17 protein-coding genes are annotated in these 12,918 nt (G+C 69.9%); 7 read left to right on the forward strand and 10 right to left on the reverse strand.

Annotation, left to right across the window (positions count from 1 at the left end; all coding sequences use genetic code 11):
* The first annotated feature begins 236 nt into the window (after window positions 1-236).
* A complete protein-coding gene (locus tag VAE46_RS09510) occupies window positions 237-587 on the forward strand; it encodes a hypothetical protein (RefSeq protein ID WP_322796696.1) in 351 nt (116 codons plus the stop codon).
* On the opposite strand, the gene VAE46_RS09515 is transcribed toward VAE46_RS09510, so the two are convergent.
* From VAE46_RS09515 to queG, 3 genes are all read right to left on the reverse strand, one after another.
* Window positions 545-1,354 (reverse strand): SDR family NAD(P)-dependent oxidoreductase, encoded by an 810-nt coding sequence (locus VAE46_RS09515; protein WP_322796697.1) that lies wholly within the window; start codon window positions 1,352-1,354, stop codon window positions 545-547. The genes VAE46_RS09510 and VAE46_RS09515 overlap by 43 nt on opposite strands.
* A gap of 66 nt (window positions 1,355-1,420) precedes the next feature.
* Complete coding sequence (locus tag VAE46_RS09520) at window positions 1,421-2,089, reverse strand: dienelactone hydrolase family protein (protein WP_322796698.1); 669 nt, start codon at window positions 2,087-2,089, stop codon at window positions 1,421-1,423.
* A gap of 52 nt (window positions 2,090-2,141) precedes the next feature.
* On the reverse strand, window positions 2,142-3,329 hold the full coding sequence (gene queG / locus VAE46_RS09525) for a tRNA epoxyqueuosine(34) reductase QueG (RefSeq protein WP_322796699.1): 1,188 nt from the start codon (window positions 3,327-3,329) through the stop codon (window positions 2,142-2,144).
* Between the two features lie 218 nt (window positions 3,330-3,547).
* On the opposite strand from queG, the gene VAE46_RS09530 reads away from it, so the two are divergent.
* A complete protein-coding gene (locus tag VAE46_RS09530; protein ID WP_322796700.1) occupies window positions 3,548-4,198 on the forward strand; it encodes a hypothetical protein in 651 nt (216 codons plus the stop codon).
* Window positions 4,199-4,275: 77 nt separating this feature from the next.
* On the opposite strand, the gene VAE46_RS09535 is transcribed toward VAE46_RS09530, so the two are convergent.
* The 3 genes from VAE46_RS09535 to VAE46_RS09545 form a co-directional block, all read right to left on the reverse strand.
* Window positions 4,276-5,496 carry an acyl-CoA dehydrogenase family protein gene (locus VAE46_RS09535; RefSeq protein ID WP_322796701.1) on the reverse strand — a complete coding sequence of 407 codons (1,221 nt, stop codon included), beginning with the start codon at window positions 5,494-5,496 and terminating at the stop codon, window positions 4,276-4,278.
* A gap of 102 nt (window positions 5,497-5,598) precedes the next feature.
* Entirely contained in the window at window positions 5,599-6,060 is a 462-nt protein-coding gene (locus VAE46_RS09540) for a hypothetical protein (protein ID WP_322796702.1), read from the reverse strand.
* A 36-nt stretch (window positions 6,061-6,096) separates the two neighbouring features.
* Window positions 6,097-6,945 (reverse strand): tetratricopeptide repeat protein, encoded by an 849-nt coding sequence (locus VAE46_RS09545; RefSeq protein ID WP_322796703.1) that lies wholly within the window; start codon window positions 6,943-6,945, stop codon window positions 6,097-6,099.
* Between the two features lie 106 nt (window positions 6,946-7,051).
* On the opposite strand from VAE46_RS09545, the gene VAE46_RS09550 reads away from it, so the two are divergent.
* The 3 genes from VAE46_RS09550 (at window position 7,052) to VAE46_RS09560 (ending at window position 9,847) form a co-directional block, all read left to right on the forward strand.
* Window positions 7,052-7,639, forward strand: a complete 588-nt coding sequence (locus VAE46_RS09550; RefSeq protein ID WP_322796704.1) for a YkgJ family cysteine cluster protein — start codon at window positions 7,052-7,054, stop codon at window positions 7,637-7,639.
* Window positions 7,640-7,700: 61 nt separating this feature from the next.
* Window positions 7,701-8,630, forward strand: a complete 930-nt coding sequence (locus VAE46_RS09555) for a DMT family transporter (protein ID WP_322796705.1) — start codon at window positions 7,701-7,703, stop codon at window positions 8,628-8,630.
* A gap of 29 nt (window positions 8,631-8,659) precedes the next feature.
* The gene (locus tag VAE46_RS09560; protein ID WP_322796706.1) at window positions 8,660-9,847 is read left to right on the forward strand and encodes a M20 family metallopeptidase; all 1,188 of its coding nucleotides are present in this window, start codon (window positions 8,660-8,662) and stop codon (window positions 9,845-9,847) included.
* Here VAE46_RS09560 and VAE46_RS09565 read toward each other — a convergent pair.
* From VAE46_RS09565 to tsaE, 4 genes are read right to left on the reverse strand one after another with little or no spacing between them, the layout of a single operon-like run.
* Complete coding sequence (locus tag VAE46_RS09565; protein WP_322796707.1) at window positions 9,844-10,431, reverse strand: TIGR00730 family Rossman fold protein; 588 nt, start codon at window positions 10,429-10,431, stop codon at window positions 9,844-9,846. The genes VAE46_RS09560 and VAE46_RS09565 overlap by 4 nt on opposite strands.
* Window positions 10,406-10,855, reverse strand: coding sequence for a nucleoside-diphosphate kinase (gene ndk, locus VAE46_RS09570; RefSeq protein WP_322796708.1), 450 nt, complete (start codon window positions 10,853-10,855; stop codon window positions 10,406-10,408). The genes VAE46_RS09565 and ndk overlap by 26 nt, the downstream gene beginning before the upstream one ends.
* Before the next feature lie 51 nt (window positions 10,856-10,906).
* Window positions 10,907-11,509: a tRNA (adenosine(37)-N6)-threonylcarbamoyltransferase complex dimerization subunit type 1 TsaB gene (gene tsaB, locus VAE46_RS09575; RefSeq protein WP_322796709.1), complete on the reverse strand. Its 603-nt coding sequence runs from the start codon at window positions 11,507-11,509 to the stop codon at window positions 10,907-10,909.
* A complete protein-coding gene (gene tsaE, locus VAE46_RS09580) occupies window positions 11,506-11,982 on the reverse strand; it encodes a tRNA (adenosine(37)-N6)-threonylcarbamoyltransferase complex ATPase subunit type 1 TsaE (protein ID WP_322796710.1) in 477 nt (158 codons plus the stop codon). Before tsaE ends, tsaB begins: the two co-directional genes overlap by 4 nt.
* A gap of 172 nt (window positions 11,983-12,154) precedes the next feature.
* On the opposite strand from tsaE, the gene VAE46_RS09585 reads away from it, so the two are divergent.
* Together VAE46_RS09585 and VAE46_RS09590 are read left to right on the forward strand one after the other, a co-directional pair.
* Window positions 12,155-12,538 (forward strand): helix-turn-helix transcriptional regulator, encoded by a 384-nt coding sequence (locus VAE46_RS09585; RefSeq protein ID WP_322796711.1) that lies wholly within the window; start codon window positions 12,155-12,157, stop codon window positions 12,536-12,538.
* 76 nt (window positions 12,539-12,614) lie between these two features.
* Window positions 12,615-12,918, forward strand: a 304-nt coding sequence (locus VAE46_RS09590; RefSeq protein WP_322796712.1) for a flavin reductase family protein, incomplete at its 3' end; no start/stop codon positions are given.

Raw genomic sequence — 12,918 nt, forward strand, 5'->3', positions numbered from 1 at the left:
CTCGCCCGCGAGCGCGGCTTCCCCTGCCCCCACCCCGGGCCTGGGGTACTCCCGAACTCTATCCGCACCACGATCCCCGCTGCCGCGCTGGGCGGCCTCGCCCTCCAGCTCATCGAATTCGGCGCCTGACCGCGCAATCGCCACCATCCCGCAACCGAATCAGCACCCGTACGGGGAAACCACTAGGGCGAAAACCTGATCAGAATCTCCGCACCGCGCGGCATCGGGCACCGCCTATGGAAACCCGCCCTGTACCCGGCCTCATCGGCGCTGCCGCCTACCGCCCATTCCTGCCCGGCAACGGCGGGCCCCTCCTCCGCCAGCCCCCGCCGGTCGTCGATACCGTCGAAATCTCCGACGAAGCCCGCGCGCTTGCCGCCCGTTACGCCGGCGACTTCCCCCGCGACGCCTACTGGGAGCAGGTTCGCTACGACCCGCCCCACACCGACGACCCCGACTTCCCCTGGGAAATCGCCCACGCCCGCTGGATGCAGCTCATCGACGCCGTCTTCAGACGTGCCGAATCCAATGCCCCCGGGCGCAGTCAGCCTCCCTCCGGACCCGCCACCGGCGCCCCGCCGAAGTAGCGGAACAGCTCCGGGTACTTCTTGAGGCTCGCGCCCCCGTCGATATACAGCGTCTGCCCGGTCATCAGGCTCGAAACGTCTCCCGCCAGGTACACCGCCAGCCCCGCCACATCCTCCGGCTCCCCCGCCCGGCCCACCGGCGCCTCCGCGATGAACGCCGCCTCCAGCCCCGGCACCGCCGTCATCGGCGCGGTGGCCGGCGTGTGGATCAGCCCCGGGCCGATCGCGTTCACCCGGATGCCGTAACGGCCCAGCTCGAGCGCAGCGACCTTCGTCAGCATCGCCACCCCGGCCTTGGCCGAGCAGTAGGCCGCAAACCCCTCAGCTGGCTGGATCGCGTTCAGGCTCGCGATGTTGATGATGCTCCCGCCCTGCCCCTGCGCGATCATCCGGGCGGCTTCGTGCTTGATGCACAGAAACGTCCCCGTGAGCGAAATCCCCACCACCCGCTCCCAGTCCTCCAGCGCATACGACTGGATGGGCGCGAACCCGCCAACCCCGGCGTTGTTCACCGCAATATCCAGCCGTCCGAACCGCCGCACCGCCTGCGCCACCATCCGCTCCACCGCCGCCTCGTCCCGCACATCCACCACCGCCCCATCGACCTGGTTGTGCCCCAGCGCGCCGATCAGCCGCCCGATCGCCGCCTCGTCCACGTCTCCCACGATGACCCGCGCGCCCTCCCGCACGAACGCCTCCACGATCGCCTTGCCGATCCCCGAGCCTCCGCCCGTGACCACCGCAACCTTGCCTTCGAGCGAGCTCATGGCTAACCCTCCATAAAAATGGCCCCGGGAACGTTCCCGGGGCCGCCGCAGCTCTGGTTCGATCGCCTACAGGTACGTCCGGAACCAGGCCAGCGTCTTCTCCCAGGCGTCCTTCGCTGCCGCCGGGTTGTACTGCGGCTCCGGGTGCTCGTCATTGAAGAATGCGTGCTGGGTGCCCGGGTAGGTGATGAACTCGTGCGTGATCCCCCGCTTTTCCAGCTCCGCCTTGTAGGTCGGGATGTTCGGGTTCACGAAGTCGTCGTGCTCCGCCCAGATGCCGAGCACCGGCGCGGTCAGCCCATCCCAGTGGTACTTCACCATCGGATGCCCGCCGTAGAAGTCCACGCAGGCCCCCACGTCCCCATCGCTGTTGCACGCCGCGAACAGGCTCAGCGCGCCGCCCATGCAGAAGCCGACCGTCCCGACCGGTCCGCCCGTCATCTCCTTCAGGTAGGCGACCGCGCCCTTCAGGTCTGCTTCCGCCCGCTGGATGTTCAGCGCCATCAGCAGCTTCCCGGCCTCGTCCGGCTCCTTGGTCACCACCCCGTGGTAGAGGTCCGGGGCCAGCGCGACGAACCCCTCCGCCGCAAACCGGTCCGCGATCCCCTTGATGTTGTCGTTCAGGCCCCACCACTCCTGGATCACGATCACGCCTTTGCCCGAACCCGAAGCCGGCTTCGCCAGGTAGCCGCTGCACGTCCCCCCGTTTGCCGGGAACGTCACCATCTCTCCCATCGCTGAGCTCCTTTCTCCCGCCTTGCGCGGGTCGAATGTGGCGTGCGCTAGCCTAACCGCTCAGCCCGCCGGCTTCTACCTCCGCGGGTTCACGCGCCCCGCGAAGCTGGTCGAGCGCCGTTTCCAGCTCCTCCTTCACCCACGCGTCCTCCTCGTCCGCCAGCCGCGATGCCAGCAGCCGCTCGGCCTCGCCGGGCGCTTCTCTTCGCCCGATCTCCCCGATGGCCCACGCCGCGTGCCCCCGCACCACCGCCGAGCCATCGGCCAGCGCCTGCCCGAGGGCCGCCAGGTCCCCCCTGTCCCCCACATTGCCGAGCGCCACGCACGCATTGCGCGCCATCCCTTCCCGCTTCGCCCGCATCAGCGCCGTCCCCCGGTAGCGCCTGGCGAACTCCTCTTCGCCCAGGGGCAGCAGCTCCCGCAGCACCGGCCACGCGCGGCCCGGCTCCGGCGGGGCCAGTTCCGGATCGCCCTCCCACCGGTGCGCACCCACCGGGCAGGCATCCAGGCAGTCGTCGCAGCCGAACACCCGCGCCCCCATCGCAGCCCGCAGCTCGCGCGGGATGACGCCCCGGTGCTCAATCGTCAGGTAGCTGATACACCGCCGCGCATCCACCACTCCGCCGTCTTCCGCGATCGCGCCGGTAGGGCACGCGACGATGCACCGCCGGCAGCTCCCGCAGCTCTTCCGCATCGGCCGATCCGGTTCCAGCTCCAGCGTGGTGGCCACCACGCCCAGCAGCACCCACGGCCCTAACCCCGGCGCCAGCAGCATCGTGGATTTCCCCACCCAGCCGAGCCCCGCAGCCGCCGCATACGGCCGCTCCAGCAGCGGCCCGTAATCCACCGTTGCCCGCGCTTCCGCGCCGAACTCCTCCCGCAGCCTGCGCACCACCCGCCGGAGCCGCGATTCGAACACCCGGTGGTAATCGCGACCCCGCGCATAGCGGGCAACCACGCCGCGCGCCGGGCCGCCTGTCTCCCGCGGCGGGTCCGGGGTGTGCGCCGGCAGCGCTACCACCACTAGGGTCCGCGCCCCCGCGAGGAACGCCCCCGGGTCGGTCGCCCGCGCGATCCACGCCGAATCCATCCACCGCATCGTCCCGAACAGGCCGTTGGTCAGCGCCGCCTCGGCCGCTTTGCGTGCCCGCTCGTCCGGCACCGCCGCCGCGACCCCGACCAGCGGAAACCCCGCCTCCCGGCAGAGCGCCTTAACCCGCGAGGTCAAATCCCCTTCCACGTCAAAGATTCTGACAGGTTGGGCTGACCCGGGCGGCAACGGGCTTTTCATTGTTCCGCGGCAACATTCCTCAATATCGCGGCGATGCCCCCGCAACCGCTCCTCCTCCCTTGCGTGCCAAACGGAAAATTGCGTAGAAACGGCCAACCGGGCACCATCCCGGTATCAAACTGAGCGAGCGTTAAGTTGACCCGGCGCTGGCCTCTCCCTAGGCGCTTATGCCCCCACCCTCCTGCCTCGACCGCTTCGACCCCACCCGCCGCACCGTCCTCCTCGCGCTCCGTCGGCTCGCGCCCGCCGATGTCGAAACCATCGCCGAGGCTGCCTACCTCTCCGTCGGCGCCGCCCGCCAGTACCTCCAGGGGTTCGTCGCCGAGGGCCTCGTCGCCCACGAGCCGGAACGCCGGGGCCCCGGCCGCCCGCGCTACCGTTACGCCCTTACTCCCGCCGGCGAATCGCTCTTTCCGCGAGCCTACGACGACCTGGCCAACTCCCTTATCGCCGCAGTGCTGCGGGAGGACGACGCTACCAGGGAGCGCATCTTCAGCCGCCTCGCGGACCGTGAAGTCGAACGCCACCGGCCGGTCTACGAACAGTACGCGTCGCAGTCGCCCCTGCGCGGGTATCTTGCTGTCCTGGAACAGGCCGGCTACTTCCCCGACGCCGAAACCGCCCCCGAGGGCGTCGTCATCCGGCTCCACAACTGCCCCGTCCTCGAACTTGCCCTCGAAGACCGGACCATCTGCGACCTGGAACTGCGCACACTCTCCCGCGGCCTCCCGCCCGGCTGCGTGGAGCGCCTCGCCGACCGCCCTTCCGGCAGCCCGCGCTGCATCTACCGCCTCCGCATCGAAGAACTCGACGGCTAGGGTCAGCCGACAGAAAGGACGGGGCCGCAGCGGCGCCGCGGCCCCGGTGCGATCCGCTGCCAGGTCGTAGCCCGTCCTCAGGAAACCCCGAAGTCCCAGCTCGCCCCGTCGTGGTACACCTTCAGCACGTTCTTCGCGATCAGGATGCGGTGCACCTCATCCGGCCCGTCCGCGATGCGCAGGGTGCGCGCGCCGGTGTACATCCCCGCCAGCGGCGTGTCCCCCGAGACGCCCATCGCCCCGTGCACCTGGATCGCCCGGTCCACCACCCGCTCGTGCGCCGCCGGCACGTACACCTTCAGCGCCGAGATCAGCGTGCGCGGGTCCATCCCGCTGTCGATCACCTCGGCCGTATGAATCGTCATCAGCCGCGCCGTCACGATGTCGATGTACGAGTCCGCGATGAAGCCCTGGATGAACTGCTTCGTCTCCAGCCGGCCCCCGCGCACCTCCCGCTCCATCGAACGCTGCACCATCAGGTCGAACGCCCGCCACATCTGGCCCACGCTGTTCATGCAGTGGAACACCCGGCCCGCGCCGAGCCGGTCCTGCGCTGCCTGGTGGCCGCTCCCCGTCCGCCCCAGCTGGTTCGTCACCGGCACGCGCACGTTCCGGTACTCGATCTCGCAGTGGTTCGATTCCATTCCCCAGACCTTGATCTTCCGCACGATGCGGAAGCCCGGCGTGTCGGTCGGGACGATGATCTGGGTCATCTTCTCCTTCAGGCCGCCCGCGCCGTCCGGCTCTTCGGTCCGGCACATCACGATCGCGAACGCCGCGCCCTCGGCCCCCGTGGTGAACCACTTCCGCCCGTTAATCACCCACTCATCGCCGTCCCGAACCGCCCGCGTCTGGATGGCGTACGGGTCCGAACCCGGGGCATCGGGCTCCGTCATTGAGAAGCACGACCGGATCTCGCCGCGAATCAGCGGCTCCAGCCACTTCTTCTTCTGCTCCTCCGTGCCGTACTTCAGCAGGATCGTCTGGTTCCCCGAATCCGGCGCCACCACGCCGAACAGCGGGTTCGAATACGGGCTCCACGCCAGGATCTCGTTCATGTAGGCGTGGCGCATGAAGCCGATGCCCATCCCCCCGTACTCCTTCGGGAGGTGGGGCGCCCACAGGCCCGCCGCCTTGACCTTCTCCTGGATGTCGCGGCGGAGCGCCTGCGTCTCGGGATTCCGATAATCCCCGAGCCGCTCCTCGTTCGGGATGATGTACCGGTTGACGATGTTCGCCGTCGCCTCGCGGATTCGGTTCGTCTCGGCGTCGAGCGTTGGTACGGGCGAAACCTGCATGGGGACCTCTCTTACGCGTTCTCGATGCCCCCGCAGTCTACTCCCCCTGGCACCCGTTGCGCCGAACGATCGGCCCCATCTCCGGGACCGCCCGGTCCCGCCTCAGGTGATCGGCCAGCGAGCGCTCGCCTCGTAGGCGTGGGCAATCGTGTGGTGAATCCAGATCTGCGCGAGGATCTCGGCCTTCTCCATCTCGTAGCCGCCGAGCTTCACCACCTTCGCCAGGTCCGCCTCATCGAGCGTCGCCACGTAGTCCGCTGAGGTATCGTGCCCCTGGATGATCGCCGCGATGATCTCCTCGCGCGACTTCCCCTTCAGCCCCTCGATCGCCGCCGCATTGTTCTGCGCGATCCGGTCCGCGCCGAGCCCCGAAAGCACCCCGGCATCGAGCAGCGGGTAGATCTGCGAAGCTCCCCCGGCCACCGCCGCGATGTGGCGGTAGGCATCGCCGCTCGTCCATTGGTGGCCCAGCTGGTGGTCCCAGTCCTTCGTCCGCTCGGCCGCGGCTGCCGCCCGCCGCCCGGCGAAGCGAATCCCGTCAACCAGCTCCTGCTTCGAAATCATGCGACCCTCCCTGGCGCTCAGCGCTGTGCCCGTGCGCTAATCGTACGTTTCGTCCTCCGGCTCGATGTCGAGCTCGGGCGCCGCGTCGGCATCCTCGCTGGTTTCGCTCCAGCCGTCCTCGGTCTCGTCCTCCACCACCTCGTCGTCCCCGTACTCCCACTCCTCGTCCTCCTCGCGGTGGAGCAGCCCGCGCCGCGTGTAGGCCCGGATCTCGGCCAGCCGCTCCTTCGGGAAGCTCACCTGGTTCAGCATCGAGGGGTGCTTGAACGTCTCCCGCAGGATGACCTTCGGCTCGCCGGCCGTGCTCACCATCGCCGCGCTGTACTTGTTCCCGGCCTTCATCATCCGCGCCAGCCGCAGCCCGATGCGCGGCTCAACCATCCCGACGTACGCCCCGTTCACGGTGACCACGTTGACCGCATTCCCCTCCACCTGCAGCTGCACGATGTCGCCCGCGTCCAGCAGCGCCAGCGTGTCGGCATTCACCGCCTGCAGCGTGGCCACGGCCGCACTCCCCGTCTCTTCCACGAACAGCCGCGTATCCACCTGCGTCGGCGGCGCGCTGACCGCGGCATCGCGCAGCGCTCCCAGCCGGTCGATGTTCCGCTTCGCAATCAGGTTCGTCGGGTCGAGTTCGAGCGCCCGGCGGTACGCCTCCAGCGCCTCCTGCCCCTGCCCGAGTTCGCTCAGCGCCTTGCCCAGCCGGTTGTAGGCCTCCGCCTCTTCGCCAAACCGCTGCAGATACTCCCGGTTGAGCTGCGCGGCTTCCTGCCAGCGAAGGTTGACCGCCAGCTTCACCGCCTGCTCGGTCAGTTGCTTCTTCAGACGCGCCCGTTCCTCGGGCGTCAGTTCCTCGTGTTCGTGGGTACCCTGTTCGTTCGTCATCTCGTTCGCTTCCTACCGCTTCGGCGAAGCAGAGAGGATACGGCCCGCCCGCCCCTCGAGCAATCATCGCCGGCGCCTCGCCCCCGCCCGCGTTACCATCGTCCCGATGGACATCCCGGCGACCGCCTCCGCCGACCTCGCCGCCCGCGCCCGCGCCGCCTGGGAGCACGCCGCGTCCCGCTTCTCGGGCTACCACCTCCTGCTCCCCGGCTCGCCCTCCTTCGTCTGCCTCGTCGATGAGTGCCCCGCCCGCTGCTGCCGCGTCTTTAGCGTCGCCCTGAACGAGCGCGACGTCGAGCGCTTCGCCCGCGTCTCCGGGCTCCAGCCGGTCGAGTTCCTCGAGGTCGAAGACGGTCGCCCCGTGGAGCTCCCGCTCGCCCAGCCGTACCTCCTCGCCCGCGACGACGGCCGCTGTCGCTTCCTCCTCCCCGAGCACCACTGCGGCGCCTACGAAGCCCGCCCCACCGCCTGCCGCCTCTACCCCCACTTCGTCGTCTACTGGGATACCGCCGCCGACCGCGCCATCCACCGCGATTCCCCGCCGCTCGAGACCGTCCTTAGCGGCGACTCCCCCCTCGTTCCGCTCCTCCTCGGTCACCGCGACTGCCCCGGCTTCGTCGGCCCCCCGCTCGGCGAGGCCGCCTGGCTCAGCCTCCTCCGCGAAACCGACCACCTCCAGCGTCAACTCGCCTGAAGGTCGCCCTTCGCCCGCGCGGCTCCCGTCCCCTACGCTGGGATCGAGGTCTCGCGCCGCCGTGCAACCCCGCCACCTGGCCACCCTGTTCGCCCTCTCCCTCGTCTGGGGCTGTTCGTTTCTATTCATCCGTGTCCAGCTCGATGCCGGCTTCGAGCCCCTCGGCATCGCCGCCCTCCGGACGGCACTCGGCGCGCTGGCGCTTCTCCCGCTGGTCATGGCATCCCGCGGCCGCCTCCCCCGCTCGCGCGGCCGCTGGCTGGCCATCGCCGGGCTCGGCGCCGCGAATTTCGCCCTCCCCTGGAGCCTCGTCGCCGTGGCCGAACATCACATCTCCACCGGGATGGCCTCCATCGCCAACTCCACCGCCCCGCTCTGGGCCGCCATCCTCGCGCTGGCCTTCCTCCGGGAGGAGCGCCTCACCCCCGGGCGGGCCCTCGGGCTGCTCGTGGGATTCGCCGGGATCGTCATCCTTGCCGGCCCGGCAAACCTCGTCCACCTCACCGGCGAGGCCCTCGGGGTCGCCCTCGTCCTCCTCTCCACCCTGAGCTATGCCGCTGCCGCCGTCGTCATCCGCCGCACGATGGGCGCCATCGAACCCCTCCACCTCGCTGCCGGCCAGCTCGCCGCTGCGGCCGTGATCCTCCTCCCGCTCGCCCTTGGAACGGGCGCCTTCCGCAGCGCCGAGTGGCAGCCCGCGGCGCTAGGTTCCGCCCTGGCCCTCGGCCTCCTCGGCTCGGGGCTCGCGGTCGTGCTCTACACCGCCCTCATCCAGCAGATCGGCGCCGTCCGCTCCACCCTGGTGACCTACCTTATCCCGCCGTGGGGCGTCCTCCTCGGCTGGGCCATCCTCGAAGAGCCCCTCGGCTGGAACCTCCTCGCCGGCGCGGCCGTGACGCTCGTTGGCCTGGCACTGGTCCAGGGCCTGCCGGCTGCCATCGCCGACCGCCGTCGGCCGCCGACGGCCGTTTCCGTTGCCGGCGCCGAATAACCCCCGCCCGAACCTGCTAAGCTCCGCCCATGGCGAAGCCAGCCCTCCCGCCTGTTCGCTCCGCCGTCCGCGACCTCACCCCGCAGCTCCTCGCCGACCGCCGCCACCTCCACCAGCACCCCGAACTCTCCTGGCAGGAGACCGAAACCCAGGCCTACCTTCTCCGCCGCCTCACCGAGATCGGTCTCTCCGACGTCCGCCCCATCGCGCGCACCGGCGCCACCGCGCTCGTCGAAGGGGGCCGTCCCGGCCCCTGCGTCCTCTGGCGCGCCGATATCGACGCCCTCCCCATCCCCGAGAAGACCACGCTCCCCTTCGCTTCCGTCAACGACGGCGTGATGCACGCCTGCGGCCACGATGCCCACATGGCCATCGCCCTCGCCCTCGCCCGGCTCTTCCACCAGTCGCGCCAGCAGCTGTGCGGGGCTGTCCGGTTCGTCTTCCAGCCCGCCGAGGAAGCCTCGGGCGGTGCGGCTGCCTGCATCGCCGATGGCGTCCTCGAGCACCCTCGCGTCGCCGTCGCACTCGGCCTCCACATCAGCGCCGATATCCCACTCGGCGCCATCAACCTCGCTCCCGGCCCGTTCTTCGCCGCTCCCACCGCCTTCCGCATCACCATCACTGGCCGGGGCGGCCATGCCGCGGCTCCCCACCAGTCCGTCGATGCCATCGTGGTGGCCGCGCACGCCATCACCGCGCTCCAGACCGTGGTGAGCCGTTCCGTTCCGCCGTCCGAGCAGGCCGTCCTCACCATCGGCAAGCTGCAGGCCGGCTTCCGCGGCAACGTCATCGCCGAATCCGCCACCATGACGGGCACCATTCGGACCTACACCCGGCCGGTCCTCGACCTCACCATCCGCCGCACCGAGGAGATCCTCGCCGGCATCTGCGCCGCCTTCGGCGCCACCTTCACCTTCGAACACACCACCTCCTGCCCGCCTCTCGTCAACGACCCCGACGTCACCGCCGCCGTGCTTGACCTCGCCCGCGGCTACTTCGGCCCTGACCACATCATTGGCGTGCCCACCATGGGCGCCGAAGACATGTCGGTCTTCCTCGAAGCCCGCCCCGGCTGCTACTTCTGGCTTGGCGCGCGCAACGAGGCCCGCGGCATCGCCGGCCGCCACCACGACCCGGGCTTCACCATCGATGAGGACGCCCTGCCCCTCGGCGTCGAATTCGGCGCCCGCATCATCGAGCACTTCCTCAGCCGCTAACTCCGCCCGAGCGCCCAAAGCAGGTGGCGCACGCCCTCCGCTTCGTCTGCAGCGAACATGGCCAGCTCGCGGTTCCGCGCCGAAATCAGCCCGTCCGCCGTCGCCCGGTCGAGGAACGCGCGCAGGCCGTCGAAGTACCCATCCACATTCACGAAGACCAGCGGCCCGGGATGCAGCCCCAGCTGCCGCCACGTCACCATCTCGAACGCCTCGTCCAGCGTCCCGTACCCGCCCGGCAGCGCGAGAAACCCCTGCGCCAGCTCCGCCATCAGCGCCTTCCGCTCGGCCATCGAATCGACCACGTGCAGCTCGCTCAGCCCGGGGTGCGCAAGCTCCAGCTCCGCCAGCAGCGACGGGATGACGCCGACCACCCGCCCGCCCGCCGCAAGGCACGCGTCAGCCAGCTCCCCCATCAGGCCGATGCCCGCGCCGCCGTAGACCAGCGTCACCCGCTGCCGGGCGAGCTCCCGCCCGACCGCCCGTGCACATGCTACATAACGATCTTTCGCGCCGGTGCTCGACCCGCAAAAGACCGCCACCGCGAGCTCACTCTCGGCGCTATTCGATGACCCATCCGTCGACATCGCGCTGCCAGCCCACCAGCTCCCCGGGCGCGAAGAAGAGCGCGAGCTCCCGCGCCGCGCTCTCCGGGCCGTCGCTGGCATGCACCAGGTTCCGCCCCTTCTCCAGCCCCAGGTCCGCCCGGATGGTGCCCGGGGCCGCCGCTGCAGGGTCGGTCGACCCGATCGTCGCCCGCACGGTGCCAATGGCGTTCTTGCCTTCCCACGCAATCGCAATCACCGGCGCGCTCGTGATGAACGCCACGAGACCTTCGAAGAACGGCTTCCCCCGGTGCTCGGCGTAGTGCTGTTCCGCCAGCGCCCGGTCCATCTGCAGCAGCTTCATGCCGACGATTTTCAGCCCGCGCCGCTCGAGCCGGCCGATGATTTCGCCCGCAAGCCCCCGCTGCATGGCGTCGGGCTTCACCAGGAACAGCGTACGTTCCATACCTTCCACAGCACGCAAACTCCCTTGAAGAATTTCGTTCTGGCGGCCTGCTCAGCCGCTCACCCGCAGCCGCCGCGAAAGCGTGACCGCCGGTTCCCGCAGATAGAACGGCTCCGCTCCCGGCTCCAGTTCGCCCGCGCGCACCCGTGGCGCCAGCGACGCGAGCAGCGCGCGGCAGCGTTCCTCCGGCCCAACCTCCGTCCCGCCCAGCGCGCCCGCACCTTCCCCGGCCAGCTGCGGGCCCGGCTCCAGTGCGGCAACCAGCCGAATCTCCCCCGCCGGGTTGCCGTGCTTCCACTCCTGGACCCCGAACTCACCGCGGCCCGCCGGGTGGATGGCCGTCACATCGCGGTCGCTGCCAACCGCCAGCGCCACCGCCTCGAACGTGCGTACCCCGAAGAGCGGCGCCCCGGTAGCCAGCGCCAGCCCCTGCGCCGTCGAAATCCCGACGCGCAGCCCCGCGTACGAACCGGGACCGCTGACCACAAGGATCGCTGCCGGCTTCTCGCCGCCCAGCAGCCGCTCGATGGCCGCCAGCAGGCCCGTGGTGTGGGTCCGCTCTTCCGCGGCCGTCACCACCTCCACGCGCCCCTCGCGCTCCGTCCCGACTGCGAACCGGTCCGACGCCGTGTCGATGCACAGGATGACGCTCACGCGGCCCCCATCGCCTCGACCACCTCGCGACCGCGCGGCCCCCGCGGCGTGAAGCGCAGCAGCCGGCTCTTCGGCCCGCGCTCGCCCGGGCGGAGCTCCACCACCAGCCCGTCGCCGGGAAGCAGTTCCGCACCACGCTCCGGCCACTCGATCACCAGCACACCTTTCTCGGCGTAGTCCCACAGCCCGAGTTCATCGAGCTCCTCGACGTCCTCGATGCGGTACAGGTCCACGTGGTAGAGCGTCTCCCGACCCGCGTACTCGTTCATCAGCACAAACGATGGGCTGTTCACCTGCCCCCGGCAGCCCAGGCCCCGCCCAATCCCCTGCGCGAGGCACGTCTTCCCGCTTCCCAGTTCGCCGCTCAACAGCACAATGTCGCCGCGCCGCAGCGCCTGCCCGAGCTGCTCACCCAGCTGCCGCGTCTCCTCTTCGCTCAACGACGCCCGTTCGATCGCTGTCACCTCTTCCATATGGCCAGTATAGGGACCCTCGTGCTAACGCCCCACGCATCCTGGCCAATTGCGCAACCTCATAGCCGCGATTGACCCATACCACCCCACTGGCTAAGTTGAACGTGCAATCGCCCACGGCCCTGAGCCCCCAGGCGTCCATCCCACTGCCCCTGCACGGAGTCGGTCAACCATGATGAAAACCAGCTCGGAAACCGGCAAAGCCCCGGTGTCGGCCAACCTCGGCCATCGCATCCGCGCGGCGCGACGCGATGCCGGTATGAGCCAGGGCCAGCTTGCCCAGGCCCTGAACACCACCCAGAGCGCAATCAGCCTCTACGAAGCCGGCCAGCGCTCCGTCGGCATCGATATGCTCCTCAACGTCGCCCGCATCCTGAACCGCCCGCTGCACTACTTCCTCGGCGAAGACGGCGAGATGCTCTACGTCAAAGATAGCCAGATCGCCCAGCTCATCATGGAGCTCGAAAAGCACCCCGAAGACCTCCCCGAACTGCTCCAGTACTGGAACTTCCTCCGCTGGCGCCGCATGTCCAGCAACGGCGCCGGCCACCACTAGCCCCCTCAGCCCGCCATCATCCAGGAGAGCCGGGAATCCGCCCGGCTCTCCTGCCGTTCAACCCCCGGGAGGCCCCATGCGCCGACTCTGCGACCCCGCCGATGCCCGCCGCATGCTCAACCCCGGCCCTGTCGGCATCGTCACCACCGCCTGGCGCGGCATCACCAACGCCGCCCCCGTCGCCTGGATGACGCCCCTCTCCATCGACCCTCCCCGCCTCGGCGTCGTGCTCCACCCCGAGCGCCATACCACCAGCCTCATCCGCTTCAGCGGCGCCTTCGCCATCAACATCCCCGGGCCCGCCCTGCTCAAGCACACCGCCTTCTTCGGCTCCCAAACCGGCCTCCAAACCAACAAGCTCGAAGCCGCCGGCCTCGCAA

Origin of the sequence: Tepidiforma sp., assembly GCF_034433535.1 — a bacterium.
Taxonomy (GTDB): Bacteria; Chloroflexota; Dehalococcoidia; order Tepidiformales; family Tepidiformaceae; genus Tepidiforma.